The following is a 22227-nucleotide window of genomic DNA, read 5'->3' as shown; positions in this document are numbered from 1 at the left end:
ATAGATTTGGCTGCAAAGGAATTGAATTATGAGTAAGGGATACGTTTGGGTCGTCGATGACGACAGCTCTATCCGCTGGGTAGTAGAGAAAACACTTTCATCTGCGGATATTAAGTGTGAAACATTTGCTGATGCTGAGAGCGTGTTGCTTGCGCTTGAGCGCGAGACACCGGACGTATTGGTGTCTGACATTCGCATGCCCGGCATTGACGGGATTGAGCTGTTGCATCAGGTTCATCAACGCTCTCCCGACCTGCCCGTGATCATTATGACCGCGCACTCAGACCTTGATGCGGCGGTGAATGCTTATCAAAAAGGCGCCTTTGAATATCTTCCAAAGCCGTTCGATATTGATGAAACACTGACTCTAGTCGAACGAGCGATCGCGCACAGCCAAGAGCAGAAACGCGAACAAGCCAGTGAGGTCGCTGAAGACACCAACGCGCCAGAAATCATCGGTGAAGCACCGGCAATGCAGGAGGTTTTCCGAGCGATTGGCCGTTTGTCTCGCTCATCCATATCCGTGCTGATCAATGGTGAATCGGGTACCGGTAAAGAATTGGTCGCTCACGCTCTGCATCGTCACAGCCCAAGAGCTAAGAAGCCCTTCATTGCCTTGAACATGGCAGCAATCCCCAAAGATCTGATCGAGTCTGAACTGTTTGGCCACGAAAAAGGTGCCTTTACCGGTGCTAACAGCGTTCGCCAAGGACGCTTTGAACAAGCCAACGGCGGCACCCTATTTCTGGATGAGATCGGTGACATGCCACTCGATATCCAAACTCGCTTGTTGCGTGTACTTTCTGATGGTCAGTTCTATCGTGTCGGCGGTCACTCTGCAGTTAAGGTAGACGTTCGTATCGTTGCCGCAACCCACCAAGATCTTGAGCGCTTAGTGCATGAAGGCGACTTCCGTGAAGACCTTTTCCACCGACTCAACGTTATCCGAATCCATATCCCGGCACTTCGCGAACGTAAACAAGACATTGAAAAGCTGACTCATCACTTCCTAGCATCCGCCGCCGAAGAGCTCGGTGTTGAAGTGAAGACACTGCATCCTGAGACCATTTTGAAGCTCAACCAGCTCAATTGGCCTGGTAACGTACGTCAGCTTGAGAATATTTGTCGTTGGTTAACGGTGATGGCTAGCGGCAGCGAAATTCTTCCTTCAGACCTGCCACCAGAGCTGCTAGAAGAAAAAGTGGTGACCACCTCAGGAACTGGAGATAACTGGCAACAACTGCTCGCTAATTGGGCAAAGTGTGCGCTTGATTCAGGAGAAAAAGAGCTGCTAACTTATGCTCTGCCAGAATTTGAACGTATACTGCTAGAAGCTGCACTCCACCACACTAATGGTCATAAACAGGATGCAGCTAAGGTTTTGGGATGGGGAAGAAACACCCTAACTCGTAAACTCAAAGAACTGTACTAGACCTTATATGATTCTCGATGCAGCTACTTTTTAACCAAAAAAGTGTCGCTTGGTTTGAATAGTGTCGGTACAATTACAGTACACTATTCACCAAAGTTGTAGCTAAAGATGTCTTTGAAAACACAAATTACTTTGAGAACCGCAGTGGTTCTGCCATTCGTGATGATTTTTCTGTTCACTATGGGTGTAATGGTTTTCACTCAAAAGCTAAGCTACAAAGAGATGGTGAGTGATGTTAGTGCACGCCAGCTGACATCACTGACTGACAATGTTCATCAAAGCCTGTCTAATTTTTTAGAAAAGCCATTTCACGCCAACCTCTCGCTCAGCCATAACATCGGCTACCACCATCTTTATCAAGCAGGCAATCTTAGTAAGGTCCAAGACTATATTTTTTATACGTTTTCAGACCATTACACTGCTGTACCTCAACTCGATGCGATCGGCTTTGGTTCTGAAGATGGTAACTACGTCGGTTTCCGCAAAGAAGCCAACAAAGGCTACACCTTGATGGTGCAAGACGAACGCACCAATGATCAGCTGGTCATTTACCGTGGCAGCAAAATTAGTGAAGACATTCGATCGGTGATTTCAGGTTACGATCCTAGAATCCGTCCTTGGTACACACCCATTGCGACACAGAAAAAACCGTTATGGTCACCAATTTATGCCAATGCTGACGAACGTCAAGAAATCACCTTATCTGCTCTAGCGCCTATCTATGATGATAATGAATTCAAAGCCGTCGTAGTCAGCGACATCAAAATCAATACCTTCAATGCGTTTCTCAGAAAGCTCAAAGATAGAACGGATGCCTCTGTTTACATCATCGATAAGCAGCAACGCTTGGTCGCGCACTCAGGCGGAGGCAGTGTCGTTTCATGGGGCACAGGACAAACCAACAAAGGGCAACGCAAACTAGCAACAGAAAGTGCTAATCCAGTCATACGTGAGAGTGCTAGCTACGTAGAGCAATTCCACCTAATCGAGAATTTGGGTGAGCAGCGCTTTAGTTTTAGCCTAGACAACGAACGCTACTTCAACCAAATCACCCCATACGAAGATGAGCACGGGCTCACGTGGTTTATTGGGGTGTCGATCCCTGAAAGCAATCTGCTCGGTGAATTGCCAGAAAATCAAAGAAACAGTTGGTTGCTTGGGCTAGCACTGAGCTGCATTGGGGTCATTGCAGGATTAATTGCCTTTAATCGCGCAACCCAACCCATCACCTCGACAGCGGATGCGGCAAAACGCCTTGCTAAGGGCGATTGGGACGCGAGCATGCCAAAAACAGGGCATATATATGAAACCAGCATGTTGGTCGAGTCATTCAATGAAATGACCAACAACTTAAAGGCTTCGTTTCATGCATTACAGTCTCAACTTACCTATGACTCATTAACCAAGCTATACAGCCGTGAAGGCTTTATTGACGCTGCCAAGAAACACCCCGACAACGAAAAAGGCACACTGTATTTGATTGGTATTGATCGCTTCCGAGACATCAATGACAGCCTAGGTCATTACAATGGCGACCAGCTACTTATCATTGCGGCCGCTCGTTTAAGAGGCACACTGCCATCCGAATACCTACTAGCTCGCACTGGTGGTGATGAGTTTGCCATCTACGCGCCAAACGTAACGCAAAGCGATGATGTTCAGCTACTGACTAACCGCTTACTTCAAACCTTCGCTTCCCCATTTTCAATGGAATCGGAAAGCGTGGTGATTAAGGTATCGATGGGGATAGTGAATGTCTCGAATCTTCACGACATTACACTCCTGCTACGCAGCAGCAGCATTGCATTGAGCAATGCGAAACAAGACAAAACCAGTGTCTGTATTTATAGCCTTGAAATGGGCAAAGCATCGAGACATCGCACCAAGATGTTAGCGCGGATGAACCGAGCGATTGAGCTTCAACAGTTCGAACCGTTTTATCAGCCTATTATTGATCTGGAATCTGGCTCGACCATAGGAGCAGAAGCTTTAGCTCGCTGGATAACGGATGAAGGGGTGATCTCGCCACTCGAGTTCATTCCTCTCGCGGAAGAGAGCGGGCTCATTGACGATATCGGAAAACAAATTCTGCATAAGTCGTGTCGAGATACAGCCATCGCGATTGAGTCAGGAAAATGGAGCAAGGACTTCTCGATTCACGTCAACCTGTCGGTCGTTCAGCTAAGCGAAAGTGGCTTTGTGGAACAAGTAAAAGGCACGTTGCGAGACACAAATCTGCCAGCAAGCAACCTGACACTAGAGATCACCGAATCACGCATCGTCGACAACGACCCGACCATCATCGATAACATGCTGACTCTAAAAGCACTAGGGATATCAATTGCGATTGATGACTTTGGTACCGGCTATTCGTCACTGGCTTATTTACACAAACTGCCATTTGATTGCTTAAAGATCGATCGCAGCTTTGTCAGCAAACTTGATAAAGAGAACCTAGATAGCTCCATCGTCGCGGCCATCGTTAACATCACTAAGGGCTTCAAAGTAAGCTTGGTGGCAGAGGGCGTTGAAACACAGCAACAGGCTGAACTTCTCAAGCAGCTGCAGTGCCCGCTTGCTCAAGGCTTCTTATACAGTCGCCCAGTTCCGTTTGACCAATGGCCTACCGACCTCATCAACTCCAAGCAAAGTGCCAAGGTCAAACAAAATACCACTGAGAGTCTCACCTAAACCAGGCAGAAATCGAATGAGTCAGATACAAAAATGCCAGCATGATGCTGGCATTTTTTATTGTTCTATTCTCTATCGAGCGATTAGATAACGCGAGAGAATTGCTGCTGGCGAGCCTTTGCACGTAAGTATTTATCAAAACACATACAGATGTTACGGATCAGCAAGCGGCCACGCAGAGTAACGCGGATTTCTTTGTCATCGACTTCAACCAAATCATCGTTGATGAAGGTTTGTAGAAGCTCTAAATCTTCTTTGAAGTAGCGATTAAAGTTAACCGAGAACTCAGATTCGATCATTGTTTTATCAAGCTTGAAGTTACAAATCAGCTGCTTGATCACTTCACGACGTAGAAGGTCGTCACTGTCTAGAGCAACACCTTTCCAAAGTGCATGACGCAGGTCATTCACCTGAGCGTAGTACTTCTTCAGCTCTTTCTGATTTTGTGCGTAAGCATCACCAACCATAGAAATCGCAGAAACACCGAAACCAATTAAGTCAGCTTCACCTTGGGTGGTGTAGCCTTGGAAGTTACGATGCAGAATACCTTCACGCTGTGCTACGGCTAGCTCATCTTCAGGTAGTGCGAAGTGATCCATACCAATGAACTGGTAACCCGCTCCCGTTAGCGTCTCGATGGTATCTTGCAAGATAGCCATTTTCTCTTTCGCTTCAGGTAGATCTTCGTCTTTAATCTTACGCTGCGCCGCAAACAGCTGAGGCATGTGTGCGTAGTTAAATACCGATAAACGGCCCGGCTTCATTTCTAACACTTGCTTCAATGTTTCAGCGAACAAAGCTTGAGTCTGCTTTGGTAGGCCGTAGATCAAATCAAGGTTGGTTGAACGGAAGCCTAGCTCTTTCGCACGTTTAACCATCGCAATGATGAACTCTTCATCTTGCTCACGGTTAACCAGTTTCTGCACTTCTTTATTGAAGTCTTGCACACCAATGCTCAGGCGGTTGAAGCCTTCGTTACGCAGGTGGTCAAGTACGTCTAGCTCAATCTCACGCGGGTCAACTTCAATACTGATTTCAGCGTCAGCAGTGAAATTAAATTCCTCACGCAGAATCATCATCAAGCGAGTAATTTGTGTTTTGGTCAAGAACGTTGGCGTACCACCACCGAAGTGCAATTGCGTCACTTCACGGCCATTCAACAAAGAGGCGCGCTGGCGGATTTCATGTTCAATCACATCTAAGTACTCATCCGCTTTATGCGAGTGACGAGTAATGACTTTATTACAACCACAGTAGTAACAAAGCTTATGACAGAACGGGATATGCACGTAAAGAGAGAGTGGACGCTCAGGATATTGAGTACACGCCATGTCGTAATCAGCGACGGTAAACGCTTCATGAAACTCCAACGCTGTTGGATATGAAGTGTAACGAGGTCCCGAATAGTTGTACTTGTTTAAGATCTCTTGATCCCAAACGATTTGCTGATTCGTTGTTACTGGCTTGCTCGACATAGCGGTAATTCCAATTTAGATCCGCGAGAACCTAAGGTCTCTCAAATCATTTTACATACATTAAAATATAGACGGGTTATTTTGCCACACGACCAGTAAGGTCGTTCCAAGACAAAATCAATTTTTCAGACAAAAACTCAGAACTGCTAGCTTGATCACTAACAAAGCGTCGGGATTAACGAGACGCAAAAGGTAAGAAGGCTCATTTAACATTGTCTATTAAAAGATAAGGCGACTTAAAAACAAGATGCATTTAAGATGAAAAGTCTTAAATGCATAGGTATTAAAAGCAGCGCGTCTAAAAACGGAATGTTAAACAAGCCTCTATATTTAAAAGTCTTAGTGACTAGATCATCTGAATGTTGATTTGGTTGTTGAGAGGCTTAACCTTCTCATGCAACCTTTTCAAATCTTCAATGACCGCATCATTCAAGCGAGTCTCTGCCTTATGGCGCGTGAGATTCTGCTGCATGCGCTCTTTCTTCGTCAGTTCCTGTCTTGCCTCTCCGCGAGCCATATCTTTTACGATATGGTACAGCTCAGAAAGAGCAGGATACTCAGAATCAAAATCGACACGCTCATCACCCTGAACATTATCCATAATGATACACACTCGGATACTGATCTCAGGTAAGTCACATTGCCCTTGAATGCCCGCTAAGCACAAAGTATTTACGTTTTCGTAAATCGTCGCGTTGCGTTTTTCAATGGCTAGTGCTTGATGCTGCTTTTGCAACTCCGTCTGCTTCTTCACTTGAAGTAGAAGGTAACCTGCGTAAGAGCCCAAGCCGAGAATGATAATTCCACCAGCAATTGCTAATAAGGTTACGTTCACTGGCTATTAACCTTTAAAGCTGTCTAAATCGAAATCTTCGAATTGAGATAGCAAGTCTTCGTCAGAGCTCGCTTTCTTCTTAGAGGCAACCGGTGCTTCTTCGAAGATCTCTTCTTCATCGTCTTCTGGCTCTAGTAGACCTAAGCGGCCCATTAGGTGTTCGATACGATCAAGTTTCTCATCAACAAACTTCTGTAGACCAGCACCTAGGTTTTCACCATTTTCGATACGATCTAGGAGTGTGTTCAGTTGAGCGTCATTCTCAAGCATCTCTAACTCTTGTTCGTTAGATAGCTTGCGCTCTTGTTTAGTCGGCTTCTTCGCTGGTTCAACGATCAGCGGAATTTTTTTCTTGCTGCCTAAACGTGGATCACGAGCTTGTGCAGCTTTACGCTGTTTTGCTTCGCTACCATCTGAGTGACGGCTGCCAGACTTAAGGCCTTTACGCTTTTTAACACGCTTACGTTCACGACCTTCAACATCAGATTCACTACGGTTACGAGTAACCATAGGCTCCGGAGCGCCAAGTGCTCCCGGCTTTCTTGATTTCTTACTACGACCCATTACTGCACTTTCCTCAGTAAAATTACATCATTTCCAAAAAATTCTAGTTCGAGCTTATCCCGCTCTGCCAAAAACTGGAATGTTTGACGACTAAAGAAGACGACATGTGTCGGGTCATTCTTGTAGTGCCAACCAGCAAACGCGTCTACGTCTATTACTAGTTTAGTCATAAGACCAATCCAGCCCTTGGGTTTAACTAAATTCAACCATTGCTGCCACACTTTGTCTGGGTGATAAAGATGCTCTATCACCTCCGTGGCAGTCATAAAGTCATACGTTTTTTCCAACACAGAGGGTTCTGGGTGGTAATAGATATCGTACAACTCCATGGTGTGTCCGGCTTCTTCTAACATAATAGATAGCGTAGGGCCTGGGCCACAACCAAAATCCAACCCGTGTGAGTTAGATGAAATTTTGTCTGTTAGTGGATCCGCGATGCGAGATAAAAAGCGGCGATAGCCTGCATCACTAGGATCGTTCTCATGGAGATCATAGTGTGCTTTTTCTTCTTTTGCTTCTAACCTTTGTTCAGGTTTAACAAATACCAGTTCACATTGCTGACACTGCAGATAGGCTCTGCGTTTGTCTTCAAAATAGTGATTCACGCCTTGGTGATGGCATAAGGGACAAGTATACATAGCACATCCTTAAACAGGGATGCGAAACATACCAGAAACTGAGTTTATAGTGGAGAGGTATTGGGTGTTTTTTCATCAAATCAATAAAAAAAGCGATAGGAAAACCTATCGCTCTCTAAATCTGCCTATATCGGCCAAAATTTGCATACTCAACTTGGTACACAAATCTCCATTTGTTATTGGTGCTTTCCATGCCAAATTTGTTTGTTGTCCATCGTCCTGATGAGTTTTGGCTATCCTTTTCTAACACCTTGTTACTGGGCTGTCCTAGCCTGATCCATTTCTGTCTATACCGTTAGACTAGATGATCATCCATATCTAAGTCAGCTCCTAGCTGATGGCGGTTACTTTACCGTGTTACAAAAAGACTACAAGAGTGCGACTTCACACTTTTGTACACAAATCGATCACGCATTGATAAATCAGACATAAACACAAAACGCATTAATAAAACCAATACAAAAGAAAACGCCCCGACCATTACTGATCGGGGCGTCTCTTCAATCTCGCTCGAACGTACATTCCTTTACTCTGGCTAAGAGCAAGAAACCGACAAATTAGTGTAAACCACCAACGTACTTCGATAAGGTATCAATATCAGCGTCTGTTAACTTTTTAGCTACATCACGCATCATCGCATTCATGTCGTTATTACGGTCACCATCGCGGAATTTTTCAAGTTGAGCCTTGATGTAATCTGCGTGCTGACCTGAAATCTTAGGGAAACCAGAAAGTTCGGTACCATTACCACGAGGGCCATGACAAGCAATACACGCCGTTACGCCGCGTTCTGCGTTACCCGCTGTGTAAAGAACCTTACCTTCATCTACTACATTTTCAGGAGTAGAGTTACTAGAGATAGGTAGAGAGGCGTAGTATGCCGCTAGGTCAGCCATATCTTCTTCAGATAAAGGCATCGCCATTGCACCCATTACAGGTTCGTAACGACCTTGCTTACCACCACTTGTCATACCTAGCTTAAGCTCTTTTAACTGCTTCTCTAGATACTTCTCATGTTGACCAGCCAGCTTAGGGTACTGAGTGATCAGGCTGTTGCCGTCAGCACCGTGGCAGGCAACACATGTTTGTGATTTGGCTTTACCAGCTTCAATACTACCTTGAGCCCATACTGAGCAGCTGGCTAAAAGACTCAAAATTAGCGCTAATTTCTTCATGACATTCCATTATAATTATCAAGCTTCCAGTACCACTCTATGTTGCCACTCATGGTACAATAGGCGACCTTATGCCGAGCACGGTTATTTTACACAAATTCACAAAAAAGTAATCAATCGACTACACAAAGTCGAGATGGAGTTAACAGTGAGCGTAAAAATTCATTATCAAAACACGCATTTCATTACCAGTGCACCTGATATTCGTCATTTACCAGAAGACGAAGGGATCGAAATTGCGTTTGCAGGACGCTCCAATGCTGGTAAATCTAGCGCGCTAAATCGCGTTACAAACCAAAAAAGCTTGGCGAAAACCAGTAAAACACCCGGTCGAACTCAGCTAATCAACCTATTTAAGGTAACGGACGGTTGTCATATCGTCGATTTACCTGGATATGGCTTTGCTCAAGTACCACTTGAGATGAAGAAAAAATGGCAGAAGTCGCTAGGTGAATACCTACAACGACGTGAAAGCCTGAAAGGTTTAGTGGTATTGATGGATATCCGTCACCCAATGAAAGACCTTGACCAACAAATGATCTACTGGGCTATCGATAGCCGCATCCCAGTACAGGTTTTGTTAACAAAAGCAGACAAACTGAAAAGTGGTGCGCGTAAAGCACAGCTACTGAAAATCCGTAACGATGCAAAATCTTTCGGTGGTGATGTTGCGGTTGATGTCTTCTCTTCAATGAAGGGCATCGGCGTTGACCAACTGCGTGCCAAGATGGATGAGTGGTTTGCGCCTGCGCTTGCTGATCAAATCATTGATGAGTTAGCAGACGAAGAGCACAACGACTCAGAGTAGTTCCTCTACTTATCGCTATAGGTTAGAGCACTTACAACACGTGATTTAGCCTTATCAATGCCCCTCCTTATATAGGTGGGGTATTTTTTTGCCCAAAAATGAGTGAGTTAAGCCTAAGTTTTTAGTGTTAAAAATCGGATTTAGCCACTAAAACCAATAGAAGTGAACCATACTAAAAGACACATCTAAATAATCAGAACAATGAGAAAGGAATACTCATGTGGAAAATACCATTGGCCATCATTGCACTTATGTTGGTCTCACTGACAGGGTTTGCCTCTGAAGCAGAACAAGAACAAGCCCCACTGATCAATGTCGATATGACCTTAGACCTCGATGGCATGGAAAAGTACGCCCAAGACGCGAGTGAGTCTCTTGAGGTGATATCGCAATCTTTGCAAGCGATAGTCAACAACCCCAACCTAAGCGACGACCAGCAACAAGCCCTCAATCAAACCGTTGAAAGCATCAATAAGCTTGCGAGCTCCACCAAGACATCACTCAATCAACTACCACAAGCCTTAGACCAATCTCGACTCGCCTTTAAACAAACCAGTCAAATACTGTTGGATGATGTTCAGACCAAGATCATCATTGCGTTAGCGGCCGTTATCGCCGTCATTATTATCGCTTTGACCGCTATCTATCTGCTTATCCTGAAACCCATGCAGCAAACCTTGGTAAAAGCGACCAACAATATCTCTTCGATGGCACAATCCATCCAGATCACCGCCGAAGCACTGAAATACAGCACCGAGAAGCAACAGAAAATCATGGATTACATTGAGCATTCACCGACTCAATACACTGATAAATAAGGCGTGAGCCATCAATCCTTTATCGATAACTTGTAAAATAAAAGTTATTTCAAGTGATAAAACAATCGACTTAGAGACGGATTTAAATTACCAAAAGCTGATCGAATTCCAGATCTAAGGCAAATCAGGGGCTTATCACTGTGCTTGAGAAAGTGTAATAAAAGGCACTAAAAATGAGAGGTTTTACGGGGGAATGGTAGGTTGGAAATATTTTTCTTTCGCACAAGAAAAAACGCCCCAGTCAAATACTGACTGGGGCGGCTGAATCAGCCTAATCCAATAACGTGAAACAAAAGGTCTGAAAGATAGAACATCTTACCTCTGTACCCTACAAGATTTAATGTACAACAATTGCTCAGAAATGAAAACAATTTTTGTAGTTTTTTTTCATGAATGTTTTATTAAAACATCTAAGTTCTTTTCACAGCTTATCTTTATTCGAGACAAAAAAAAGCCAGTGTTTGTGCACTGGCTCATACTAATTTGCTTAATAAGGTCAAAAACTGATTAGTGGGCTTGATCCCAGTTATCACCGTGGCCAGCTTCCGCCACAAGCGGCACTTCTAGTTCTGCCGCGGATTCCATCAATTGTTGTACTTTACTTTCAATTTCGGCTAAAGCTGACTCTTCCACTTCAAACACCAATTCATCGTGTACTTGCATCAATAGCTTCACACGACCATCGCCTTCGGCTTGAATCCACTCATCGACTAACAACATCGCTTTCTTGATGATATCTGCCGCTGTACCTTGCATTGGCGCGTTGATCGCTGCGCGTTCAGCCGCTTTACGACGCATACCATTACGAGATTGAATTTCAGGAAGGTGCAAACGACGGCCGTAAATGGTTTCAACGAAGCCTTGCTCTGAAGCCGCGCTGCGTGTGTCTTCCATGTACTGCATTACGCCAGGGTAACGTTCAAAGTAAGTGTCCATGTAGTGCTGTGCTTCCCCACGAGGAATACCCAGTTGCTTAGCCAAACCAAAAGCACTCATACCGTAGATAAGACCGAAGTTAACGGCTTTAGCACGACGACGCTGCTCAGTCGTTACCTGCTCAATATCAACACCAATGATCTCAGCAGCCGTTGCCGCGTGAATATCTTTGCCTTGTTGGAATGCTTCCAGAAGCGCTTTATCACCCGACAGGTGCGCCATGATACGCAATTCAATTTGAGAGTAATCGACCGCTAGAATCTTCCAGCCATGTTGTGCAACGAATGCTTGGCGGATACGACGACCTTCTTCATTACGAATTGGGATGTTCTGTAGGTTTGGATCTGTTGAAGACAAACGACCCGTTGCTGTCACCGCTTGGTGATAAGACGTATGAACACGACCCGTTTCAGCGTTGATCATCTTCGGCAGTTTATCTGTGTAGGTCGACTTTAGTTTCGCAAGACCACGATACTCAATGATCAGCTTAGGTAGCGGGTAATCAAGAGCCAGTTCTTGCAGCACTTCTTCGTTGGTTGAAGGTGCACCTGATGGCGTTTTCTTAATAACTGGCAAACCCATTTTCTCAAACAAGATCGCTTGCAGCTGTTTTGGCGAGTTCATGTTGAACTCTTGCTCTGCAATCTCATAGGCTTTCTGTTCTAACTCATCCAGACGAACCGCAATCTCTTGCGATTGAGCGCCCAGCAGCATGTCATCGATGAATACACCAGTACGCTCAATGCGAGACATAACAGGGATCAGGGGTACTTCGATTTCTTCATAGATGGCTTTTAGCTTTTCATCTTGCTCAATATTTTCCATCAAACGGTTATGAAGACGTAAAGTCACGTCAGCATCTTCTGCCGCGTATGGAGACGCCTCACCCAGCTCAATCTGGTTGAAAGTAAGCTGCTTCTTACCTTTACCTGCGATTTGCTCAAATGAGATGCAGCTGTGCTGAAGGAAACGCAGCGCTAGGCTGTCCATATCATGCTTGCCACCTACGCTATTGAAAACGTAAGACGCCAACATGGTGTCGTGTTTGATGCCTTTCATCTCGATACCGTAGCGCGCTAGCACACTCATATCGAACTTAAGGTTCTGACCTACTTTCGCTTGTGCATCATCTTCAAGAATCGGCTTAAGCTGTTCAAGTACCCAATCGCGATCCAGCTGCTGAGGTGCATCTAGGTAATCATGGGCAACCGGCACGTACGCGGCAACGCCTTCTTCAGTCGCGAATGACAGGCCAACGAGGTTCGCCACCATGTAATCTAGGCTGTCGGTTTCAGTATCGAAAGCAAATACTTCAGCCGCTTTCAGTTTCTCTAGCCAAACATTGAATGACGCTTCATCGAGGATGGTTTCGTAGTTGCTGCGATCAATGGTCACGGCAGAGGTGTTCATTTCTACGGTAGAAGTGGTTGATGCCTCGCTGCTGCGCACTGCACCCGACTTCTCATCCGCCTCAACCACACCGCTGCCGCCTTCAAGTAGCTCGTTCAACCAAGATTTGAAGACCAGTTGACCGTATAGCTTAATCAGCTCATCCGTATTTGGTTGTGCTTTTACAAGCGACTCAGGTGTCTCTTCTAACTCGACGTCCAGTTTGATCGTTGCAAGCTGGTAAGACATCTCAGCGTTGTCTTTATTATCAATCAGCTTCTTAGCCATGGTTTTTGAACCACGGAAGCCAAGAGCGGCAATATCATCCAGGTTTTGATACAGCTTTTCGATGCTACCAATGCCTTGTAGTAGAGCAGTTGCTGTTTTGTCACCAACACCTGGAACGCCAGGAATGTTATCCACTTTATCGCCCATCAGTGCAAGGTAGTCGATAATCAGCTCAGGTGGGATGCCAAACTTCTCTATCACGCCTTCGCGATCCATAACCACGTTGGTCATGGTGTTGATCAAAGTAACGTTGTCATCAACCAGCTGCGCCATATCTTTATCGCCAGTACTGATCAAAACCGGCATGCCCGCTTTAGATGCTTGAGAAGCTAGCGTACCAATCACATCATCCGCTTCAACTCCGGGAATAGAGATAAGTGGCAAACCCATTGCACGAATCACATTGTGCAAAGGCTCAATCTGGCAACGAAGATCATCAGGCATAGGTGGACGATTTGCCTTGTACTCTGGGTACATGTCATCACGGAACGTCTTTCCTTTCGCATCAAAAATTACCGCAATACGATCAGAAGCAAATTGACGCATCATGCTGCGCAGCATGTTAACTACACCGTAAACCGCGTTAGTCGGGATATCACCATTGCTCATGGTGCCAGGGTAAGCATGAAACGCGCGATATAGGTAAGAAGAGCCATCGATCAGAATCAATGGATTATCAGGAATACGAGCCATAATGTTTGTGTATCCAGTAAGTACAGAAATTATCTGTTAAGAATGCCACGTCTGTTGGTTGGATTCCACGTTGTCGATCTGTATCCGTTCACTCGGTTGTGTTCGTTATAATCGATTTGTTGTTATTTTTTGTTCTTAGACGCAAGCGTTCTGTGGATAACTCTGTTTATATTATTTATCCACCCTGTTGAGAACTACGGTGAACAACTCAAAAAACACCAATAAACAACTGAAAATAAAGAATAATTTTACAGATCGAACAGATGATCAACGATCTTTTCTCGATCTTACGTTGTGGAAAAGAATGCTGATGGCGTTTTATTCATAAAAATACGTGCCACTAAATATGCATCTTGTTGAAATGGTAGGTATAAAAAAAAGCGACACCCGAAGATGTCGCCTAGCAAAAACCGGTAAAGCCATTCAAATTGAATACCACAGCTTTACCTAAAAGCTATAAATTACACTGGAAGCAATGTGAGCAATGTCGTGTCAAAAAGAACTTAGTACAAGTTCGCGAGAATTCTGTTGGGTAACCAAGTAGATACTTGAGTACTTAACATCCTTGTGAACATTTCCTCATTCCCTAAGACGAAGTTAATAATAATGATTCTCATTTAATAGTCAACAATTAAATGATAATAAATCTCATTTGATTTATAAACCGTTAACAGCAGTGCTTAAATTTGCTTCAAAAAATGGATTCTATGGTCATTAATGTCTTCTTTTTCTTCAAATCTTTCGATTAGGTAACCGTTTCTCAATAACAGGCGCAACATTGCAGGGAACTGGTTACGAGACTTAACCTTTAACTGTCTGTAGCCCTGCTCTTTCGCCCACTGTTCCTGAACGTCTAATTGCGCCTGTGCAACGCCTTTGTTCCTCGCGAGCGGTGACACGCCACCAAACCAGCTGTAAAAAGTATCTTGATCCAATTCATAGCCGATCTTAAAGCCAAGCAACACGCCAGCTTCTTCAGCCACTAAGATAAGGCTCTTTTTCCCTGCCAGCCGCTCTGACAGAGAAGCGACACTCTCTTTTTTAGCGAACTCAGAGATCTGCTCGACCACAGACACCACTTCTTCTAAAGAACCTTCACGTACGACAACTGACATCTTATTCATCCTTATAAACGAAAGGGCTGGCACAATGGCCAACCCTTTACTGATCACTTAAGTGAGATCTACACGATTACTTTTCTTTTAAATGCTCAGCAGCTTGTGCGTTATCTTCAGCAAGCCACTCTGCGACATCTTTAGCGAAGTAAGTAAGAATGCCATCAGCGCCAGCACGCTTAAAGCACAACAGTGATTCCATGACGGTTTCGCGCTCTTTCAGCCAGCCGTTTTGAATCGCCGCTTTGTGCATCGCGTATTCACCAGATACTTGGTAAGCAAACGTAGGCGCTTGCAGTTCGTGCTTAACACGACGAACAATATCAAGGTAAGGCATGCCTGGTTTCACCATCACCATGTCCGCACCTTCATTAAGATCCATCGCGACTTCATAAATCGCTTCATCGCTGTTGGCTGGATCCATCTGGTAGTTCTTCTTGTTACCACCTTTCAGGTTCGAAGCACTGCCAACTGCATCACGGAATGGGCCGTAGTAGCACGATGCATATTTTGCAGAGTACGCCATAATCTGAGTATGAATATGGCCCGCTTCTTCTAACGCTTCACGGATCTTACCAATGCGACCATCCATCATATCCGATGGGGCAACTACGTCAGCACCCGCTTCAGCGTGTGATAATGCTTGCTTGATCAAGACTTCAGTCGTCTCGTCATTCATCACGTAACCATCTTCATCGATGATGCCGTCTTGGCCGTGAGTGGTGAACGGGTCTAGTGCTACGTCAGTAATAACGCCAATGTTTGGCACATGCTCTTTTAGTAAACGTACAGCGCGCTGCACCAAACCTTCTGAGTTATGAGCTTCAGCTGCGCATAAACTTTTAGCATCTTGGTTCACGACTGGAAATAGAGCAATCGCAGGAACACCCAGCTTTGACAGGTAATCTGCTTCCTCAAGCATGTAGTCGATCGACAAGCGTTCAACACCTGGCATTGACTCGACAGGCTCGCGGCGGTCTTTACCCATCAGGATAAACATTGGGTAGATTAGATCATCCACAGACAATTGATTTTCTGCCATTAGGCGACGGCTAAAGTCGTGCTTACGCATACGGCGCATACGGCGACCTGGGAATTGACCTTGAATTGAAACAGACACTAGATTCTCCTTGCCTAGTCTAAGCACCGAAATACTTAGATATGAAAAGTGCTAAATACAGGCAAAAGCATATCACTGATGGCTCAGGACGCTAGCAGTAAAATATGAAACCCAATCAAAAATAGGGATAAATGGCAAAAAATGACCTTCTCCTCACACTGCCGTATACTCATGACAACTCAGTAAAGACCGCTTTCAGGACAAAACAATGATCGACACCCATGCTCATATTTACGCTAGTGAATTCGATGAAGACCGCGAACAAGTTGTGCAGCGCGCACTGGCTCAAGGGATTGATACCATTCTATTGCCGAACATCGATTTAGAATCTATCGAACCAATGTTAGCAACGGAAGCGCAGTTTCCTGATGTGTGCCGTTCAATGATGGGCTTACACCCTTGTTATGTGGATGCGAATATCGAGCAAACCCTCAAAACCATTCGAGCTTGGTTTGATAAGCATGACTTTATCGCCGTGGGTGAGATTGGTATCGACTTGTACTGGGATAAAACCTTTAAAGCCGAACAAGAGATGGCCTTCGTGACTCAACTGCAGTGGGCAAAAGAGCTTGATCTACCTGTGGTGATCCATACTCGTGATTCCATTGAAGAGACACTTGCCCTACTTCGTAAAGAACAAGATGGCAGCTTACGCGGGGTATTCCACTGTTTTGGCAGTAGCTTAGAGGAAGCTCAAGCGATCAACGAGCTAGGCTTTCATTTAGGTTTAGGCGGCGTATCGACCTTTAAGAACTCGGGGATGGATAAGGTGATTCCACATCTTGATATGAATTACGTCATCCTAGAGACAGATTGCCCATACTTAGCACCAACACCGAATCGCGGTAAACGCAATGAACCAGCCTACACAGAATTAGTAGCAAAACGCATCGCTGAATTGCGCGGCAAAAGCATCGAAGAGGTGAATGCAATCACCACAAAAAATGCAATCAGCTTATTCAACTTGTAAAAACCTATACAATTCAACAAAAAATGTAAGTTTTGTATATTTTGTTGAATGAACTATTAAACTAGTACAACATAAGCCGCCTGAATATCTCGACGGTAATTTATGTGTAAGCACCCCCACTTAAGGCGTAAACATCGAACTCTATGGCACAAAGTAATTGGCATCAAAGAGCTGTATAATTGCACTCAATGTGGATACCAATTGAAAGTAAGATAGATACGCAAAATCAAAGCGGCTAGCGTCGCTTTTTTGTTTGTTCAGTGGAAAGTTAGAATTTACAGTTTAGTTTGAGTTACTATCTCATTCAATATATAATCAACCGCCTGCATATGGAGGTAGTTGATTATGTGTGACCATTCACAACACTTACAACGTCAACATCGAACCCTATGGCATAAAATTTTGGGCATCAAAGAGCTCTATATATGTCAGAACTGTGGCTATCAGTTAAAGATTCGATAAACAGACATAATAAAAAAGCGGCTCTAGGCCGCTTTTTTATTATGTGATTTTTACTGAAGCATTCCGAATCAAGATTCAGCTTCTTCCTCTTCATCCGCATCTGGCTTACGCGTATAAAAACGTGCGAAGAACAGACCAATCTCAAACAGAATACACATTGGAATCGCCAACAGTGTTTGCGAGATCATATCTGGTGGTGTCAGCATCATACCGATGATGAAAGCACCCACAACAATGTAAGGACGCTTTTCAGATAGAGATTGAGGCGTTGTTGCACCTGTCCAACACAACAAGATAATCGCAACTGGCACTTCAAAGGCAATACCAAAAGCAAAGAACAGCGCGAGTACAAAATCAAGATAGCTTGAGATGTCGGTTGCGAACTCTACTCCCCCTAATGATATGGCCGTAAAAAAGCCAAATACTAACGGGAATACAATGAAGTAAGCGAACGCCACACCACAGTAAAACAGCAATGAACTTGAAGCCAATAGCGGCATGATCAAGCGTTTTTCATGCTTGTATAAACCCGGAGCAACAAAAGCCCACACCTGATACAAAATAAACGGAACCGCGAGGAATATAGACGCGATCAAGGTTAATTTCAGCGGTGTGAAAAATGGCGATGCAACATCGGTTGCGATCATCGTCGCCCCTTCCGGTAGACGATCTACCAAAGGTGCTGATACGAATTCATAAATATCATTAGCAAAATAAATTAGCCCGACAAATATCACTAGCACCGCGACAATCGCACGTAGTAGGCGATTACGTAGTTCTAGAAGGTGGCTAATTAAAGGCTGTGTCTGCTCAGTCGAAGACATGTCAAACCTCTTAAACAGGAAGATCGAAAAGGAGTCGCGCGTGTATCTATCCAGTTGGATTGGTATCCACTTGAATAGTTATTTACTTGAATAGCTATCTATTAAAACATCTAGCGACTCAAGTATCCGGCGACTCCTCCTTGCGAGACTATTCGGCTTTCTTATCTGACGGTGCTGAAGCTTCGCTGTTGACCTGAATGGTTTCAGATTCCACAGTTTCCGTGACACTAGGTTTAGTCTCACTTGGCTTATCAGACTCAGGCTTAGCATACGGACGTTGAACCTCAGCAGCGGCCTGCTTGAGTTCATCGACTGACGCTTTAAGGTCTGGAGATAAATCTTCCATACCCATTTTTTCCGCCTTGCGTAGGTTTTCTTGCAGCTCTTGCACCTTAAGCTCATGAGAAAGTTCATCTTTCACACTGTTTGCCATGCTTTTCGCTTGTCCAACAAACTTGGAAATACTGCGAATCGCCACGGGCAAACGCTCAGGCCCTAAAACCACTAACCCAACGACAGATATTAATACCAGTTCCCAAAAACCGATATCAAACACGATTTACGCCTGCTCTTTGTCTTTCTTTGTTTCAGCAGTTGTTTCAGCGTGAGCTTCTGTCTTCTGCTGTTCAATATTCTTTGGTTCGAAGTCTGCATCTTTCTTATCTGCAGGCTTGTCTTCATCGCTCATCGCTTTTTTGAAGCCTTTAACCGCTGAACCTAAGTCACCACCCATACCGCGCAGTTTCTTTGTTCCGAATAGCAAAATTACAATTACAGCAATGATTAGAAGTTGCCAAATACTGATACCACCCATTGTCATTGTCCTCGGGTCTGTCTACACATAAAAATATTAAGAGAGTCTACTGTCTAACGACGGTAAGCTCGCCAACTAAGCAACCAAAATGTGACACCTGCGATGCCACAGCCCATAGATAGCTGCTCATAAGGGCTTGAAACTAATATTGCGGAGCATACGACTAAAGTGGCTCCAACGCCAAACAAAAACTTTCCAGTTGCTTGCTGACGCTTACTATCTCGGTAACCTTGATAAAGCTGATCCATTCTGTGGTTCATCGCTTTACCTTGGCGCAAGCTGTCATAAAGTAGCTCTGGCAGCTCTGGCAGTTTTTCTGCCCAGAATGGCGCACGCTCTTTTACTGCGTTGATCACAGCTTGCGGCCCCACCTGATTCATCATCCAGGTTTCAAGGAAAGGCTTCGCCGTTGCCCACAAATCAAGTTGCGGATACAGCTGACGGCCTAGGCCTTCGACATACAACAAGGTCTTTTGCAGAAGCACCAACTGAGGTTGAACCTCCATGTTGAAACGTCTTGCTGTATTAAATAAGTTTAGCAACACATGGCCAAATGAGATCTCGCCAAGTGGTTTTGCAAAGATTGGCTCACACACCATACGGATCGCGAACTCAAAATCATTGACGTTAGTGTCGTGTGGCACCCACCCCGAATCAACGTGTAGCTCAGCAACTTTACGGTAATCTCGATTGAAGAAAGCCAACAAGTTCTCTGCTAAATAGCGCTTATCTTCGCTATTGAGCGTACCAACAATGCCACAATCCAAACCAATCCACTGAGGGTTATCTGGATTCTCTGGGTTAACAAATACGTTGCCCGGGTGCATGTCTGCATGGAAAAAGCTATCTCGGAATACTTGGGTGAAGAATACCGTCACACCGCGTTCCGCGAGCAATTTCATGTTGGTGCCGTTGGCTTCTAGCGTCTCAATATCGGAGACTTGAATACCATAGATTCGCTCTGACACCATCAGGGTTTCGCTGCTTAGATCAGGGATAACCTCTGGAACATACAGCTCTTCACTGCCTTCAAAATTACGTCGCAGTTGAATGGCATTGGCCGCCTCACGGCGCAGGTCGAGTTCATCAAGTAACGTTTTCTCGTACTCGTGAACCACTTCAACCGGTTTCAAACGACGTGCTTCAGGAAGCGACTTAGCGACTATACGCGCCATTCGGTGCATCAGTTTTAGATCTGCGTCAATCACCGGGCGAATATCAGGTCGAATTACCTTCAGAACAATCTCACGACCGCTCTCTTTAAGCTTTGCGGTATGCACCTGAGCGATAGAAGCAGAAGCCAGTGGCTCGATATCAAAGTCGGTAAACCAGTTGTCTAAACTGCCACCCAACGCCTTTTCCATATCTTGCTTCGCCAGTTGACCATCAAACGGCGCAACTTGGTCTTGCAACAACGCCAACTGATCGGCGATATGAGGAGGGAACAGATCACGACGTGTCGACATCATCTGTCCAAACTTGATCCACACTGGACCAAGTTCTTGCAGCGCAAGGCGCAAGCGATGACCCAACTCTTTATCTTGATGCTTGTTCTTAAGCCAAAACAGTGACTTTCGCGCCAACAAAGGAGCTTTAGTCAGTTGGTGTTCCGGCATCAACTCATCAAGGCCATATTCCAACTGTACCTTGATAATATGATAAAGACGTTTCAGTTCTGTTGGGGTCATATTTTCTCCAACAGAGCGTTCAACTTAGCTTCAAGGCGAGCTACCGAGCTTTTTACGTCATCAACTTGGTCGCAAAAATGCGCGACTTCTAACGGTGCTGGTGCGATCTTCCACTCTTCAGTCAGAACTTGAGCAACATGGTTTTGATGCTTAGTCGCCTGTTTTGCTACAAAGCCACCGACGTTTTTAACGCCTTGCACCAAGGTATGCGCAACCACATCACCCGTCACACGCGATAACCACTCTTCCAAATCAGGCTTGCAGTCTGTCATCAGTTGAGCAAATTTCTGAGCCAGTTGAATATCACCCTCTAAGATCAGCTTATCTTGCTTGATCAGCTTGGTGATGTTCGATTGCTCACGCAATTCCGGTAATACCGATAGGTTCAAAGATAGGTAGCAATCAGGCTGCCCTTCATATTCCGACAACACATCAATTTGTTGGCTGAAAACGAAAGTGAGTGTTTTATTCAACTCTTTCAAATTAACTTGAATGATCTGCCCCTTTAAACGAGACAAACGACGAACCAAGGCTGGATCATCGTTCACGAAAGTATTTAAAGAGGTTTCAATAACCGCGGTGACCAATGGATCAAATGGCATGACTGTCCTTACCTTTGAAAACGGATAAGCCTTAACCTATCCGTTCTGTCTTTATTCTTATTGTTTAGCACGCCCTAAGAGCCTACTACCAAGTTCGACTAGAACTTGTAACCGCGGTGCAGCGCAACAATGCCGCCCGTTAGGTTGAAGTATTTAGTATTCTCGAAACCCGCGTCTTGCATCATGCCTTCCAAGGTTTCTTGGTTAGGGTGCATGCGGATTGATTCTGCAAGGTAACGATAGCTGTCTGCGTCGTTGGCAATCAGCTCACCCATTTTTGGCAACAGGTGGAAAGAGTAGGCATCGTAAACCTTTGATAGTGGCTCAAGCACTGGCTTAGAAAACTCAAGAACCAACAGACGGCCACCCGGCTTAAGTACGCGGTACATAGAACGCAGCGCTTGGTCTTTATCGGTTACGTTACGCAGACAGAAGCTGATCGTAATGCAATCGAAGTAGTTATCTGGGAATGGCAACTCTTCAGCGTTCGCTTGTACGTAGTGTACGTTGCCAACAATGCCGCTATCACGCAGCTTATCACGGCCAACATTCAGCATTGAGTTGTTGATATCAGCAAGAACCACGTGGCCTTTTTCACCAACGATACGCGAGAATTTCGCAGTAAGGTCGCCAGTACCACCACCAAGATCTAGGATACGCTGACCAGGGCGAACGCCACTGCAATCAATCGTGAATCGCTTCCACAAGCGGTGAACACCACCCGACATTAAGTCATTCATGATGTCGTATTTAGCGGCTACAGAGTGAAATACCTCTGCTACTTTCGCGACTTTTTCGTCTTTCGCGACTGTTTCGAAACCAAAGTGTGTGGTTTCTGACTCTACTGCTGAATTTGTCTGCACGCTTGTGTCCATAATGCTGTTATCTAC

The 22227-nt window shown here is 44.9% G+C and carries 19 protein-coding genes; 5 read left to right on the top strand and 14 right to left on the bottom strand.

What is annotated here, in order from left to right:
* The first annotated feature begins 28 nt into the window (after positions 1–28).
* Together glnG and AB6F11_RS15575 are read left to right on the top strand one after the other, a co-directional pair.
* On the top strand, positions 29–1432 hold the full coding sequence (glnG, locus tag AB6F11_RS15580) for a nitrogen regulation protein NR(I) (RefSeq protein WP_017059224.1): 1404 nt from the start codon (positions 29–31) through the stop codon (positions 1430–1432).
* Positions 1433–1540: 108 nt separating this feature from the next.
* On the top strand, positions 1541–4123 hold the full coding sequence (locus AB6F11_RS15575) for a GGDEF and EAL domain-containing protein (protein ID WP_017059225.1): 2583 nt from the start codon (positions 1541–1543) through the stop codon (positions 4121–4123).
* 83 nt (positions 4124–4206) lie between these two features.
* Here AB6F11_RS15575 and hemN read toward each other — a convergent pair whose 3' ends face one another.
* The 5 genes from hemN to AB6F11_RS15550 all read right to left on the bottom strand — a co-directional run bounded on the left by hemN (position 4207) and on the right by AB6F11_RS15550 (position 8810).
* Positions 4207–5598: an oxygen-independent coproporphyrinogen III oxidase gene (hemN, locus tag AB6F11_RS15570; RefSeq protein ID WP_102332593.1), complete on the bottom strand. Its 1392-nt coding sequence runs from the start codon at positions 5596–5598 to the stop codon at positions 4207–4209.
* 346 nt (positions 5599–5944) lie between these two features.
* The gene (locus tag AB6F11_RS15565) at positions 5945–6433 is read right to left on the bottom strand and encodes a DUF2489 domain-containing protein (protein ID WP_104216337.1); all 489 of its coding nucleotides are present in this window, start codon (positions 6431–6433) and stop codon (positions 5945–5947) included.
* Between the two features lie 6 nt (positions 6434–6439).
* Positions 6440–6997: a Der GTPase-activating protein YihI gene (yihI, locus tag AB6F11_RS15560; RefSeq protein ID WP_017060163.1), complete on the bottom strand. Its 558-nt coding sequence runs from the start codon at positions 6995–6997 to the stop codon at positions 6440–6442.
* Positions 6997–7635: a class I SAM-dependent methyltransferase gene (locus tag AB6F11_RS15555; RefSeq protein WP_010433503.1), complete on the bottom strand. Its 639-nt coding sequence runs from the start codon at positions 7633–7635 to the stop codon at positions 6997–6999. Before AB6F11_RS15555 ends, yihI begins: the two co-directional genes overlap by 1 nt.
* A gap of 557 nt (positions 7636–8192) precedes the next feature.
* A complete protein-coding gene (locus tag AB6F11_RS15550; protein WP_012602993.1) occupies positions 8193–8810 on the bottom strand; it encodes a cytochrome c in 618 nt (205 codons plus the stop codon).
* Between the two features lie 148 nt (positions 8811–8958).
* Here AB6F11_RS15550 and yihA point away from each other — a divergent pair, with 148 nt between their 5' ends.
* Complete coding sequence (gene yihA / locus AB6F11_RS15545; RefSeq protein ID WP_017060162.1) at positions 8959–9618, top strand: ribosome biogenesis GTP-binding protein YihA/YsxC; 660 nt, start codon at positions 8959–8961, stop codon at positions 9616–9618.
* 218 nt (positions 9619–9836) lie between these two features.
* Positions 9837–10436, top strand: coding sequence for a GTP-binding protein (locus AB6F11_RS15540; protein ID WP_102394315.1), 600 nt, complete (start codon positions 9837–9839; stop codon positions 10434–10436).
* A gap of 507 nt (positions 10437–10943) precedes the next feature.
* Here AB6F11_RS15540 and polA read toward each other — a convergent pair.
* From polA to hemB, 3 genes are all read right to left on the bottom strand, one after another.
* Positions 10944–13742 (bottom strand): DNA polymerase I, encoded by a 2799-nt coding sequence (polA, locus tag AB6F11_RS15535; RefSeq protein ID WP_102394316.1) that lies wholly within the window; start codon positions 13740–13742, stop codon positions 10944–10946.
* A gap of 680 nt (positions 13743–14422) precedes the next feature.
* Positions 14423–14857 carry a GNAT family N-acetyltransferase gene (locus tag AB6F11_RS15530; RefSeq protein ID WP_017063054.1) on the bottom strand — a complete coding sequence of 145 codons (435 nt, stop codon included), beginning with the start codon at positions 14855–14857 and terminating at the stop codon, positions 14423–14425.
* A 76-nt stretch (positions 14858–14933) separates the two neighbouring features.
* Entirely contained in the window at positions 14934–15977 is a 1044-nt protein-coding gene (gene hemB, locus AB6F11_RS15525; RefSeq protein ID WP_104216338.1) for a porphobilinogen synthase, read from the bottom strand.
* 208 nt (positions 15978–16185) lie between these two features.
* Between hemB and AB6F11_RS15520 the strand changes: the two genes are divergently transcribed.
* Positions 16186–16947 (top strand): TatD family hydrolase, encoded by a 762-nt coding sequence (locus AB6F11_RS15520; RefSeq protein ID WP_104216339.1) that lies wholly within the window; start codon positions 16186–16188, stop codon positions 16945–16947.
* Between the two features lie 530 nt (positions 16948–17477).
* On the opposite strand, the gene tatC is transcribed toward AB6F11_RS15520, so the two are convergent.
* The 6 genes from tatC to ubiE all read right to left on the bottom strand — a co-directional run bounded on the left by tatC (position 17478) and on the right by ubiE (position 22215).
* Positions 17478–18233: a twin-arginine translocase subunit TatC gene (gene tatC / locus AB6F11_RS15515; RefSeq protein ID WP_017060156.1), complete on the bottom strand. Its 756-nt coding sequence runs from the start codon at positions 18231–18233 to the stop codon at positions 17478–17480.
* A gap of 148 nt (positions 18234–18381) precedes the next feature.
* Positions 18382–18789, bottom strand: coding sequence for a Sec-independent protein translocase protein TatB (tatB, locus tag AB6F11_RS15510; RefSeq protein WP_048612432.1), 408 nt, complete (start codon positions 18787–18789; stop codon positions 18382–18384).
* A gap of 3 nt (positions 18790–18792) precedes the next feature.
* Positions 18793–19047, bottom strand: a complete 255-nt coding sequence (tatA, locus tag AB6F11_RS15505; RefSeq protein ID WP_017060154.1) for a Sec-independent protein translocase subunit TatA — start codon at positions 19045–19047, stop codon at positions 18793–18795.
* 53 nt (positions 19048–19100) lie between these two features.
* On the bottom strand, positions 19101–20735 hold the full coding sequence (ubiB, locus tag AB6F11_RS15500) for a ubiquinone biosynthesis regulatory protein kinase UbiB (protein ID WP_052880270.1): 1635 nt from the start codon (positions 20733–20735) through the stop codon (positions 19101–19103).
* A complete protein-coding gene (locus tag AB6F11_RS15495; RefSeq protein ID WP_102394318.1) occupies positions 20732–21337 on the bottom strand; it encodes an SCP2 domain-containing protein in 606 nt (201 codons plus the stop codon). The genes ubiB and AB6F11_RS15495 overlap by 4 nt, the downstream gene beginning before the upstream one ends.
* Positions 21338–21435: 98 nt before the next feature.
* Entirely contained in the window at positions 21436–22215 is a 780-nt protein-coding gene (ubiE, locus tag AB6F11_RS15490) for a bifunctional demethylmenaquinone methyltransferase/2-methoxy-6-polyprenyl-1,4-benzoquinol methylase UbiE (protein WP_029235100.1), read from the bottom strand.
* Positions 22216–22227: the final 12 nt, after the last annotated feature.

The sequence above is a fragment of the Vibrio sp. 10N.247.311.14 genome, assembly GCF_041467715.1.
In the GTDB taxonomy this organism is placed as follows: Bacteria; Pseudomonadota; Gammaproteobacteria; order Enterobacterales; family Vibrionaceae; genus Vibrio; species Vibrio crassostreae_C.
Note: the sequence above shows the minus strand (reverse complement) of the source record. Positions and strands in the feature narration are given on the sequence as shown.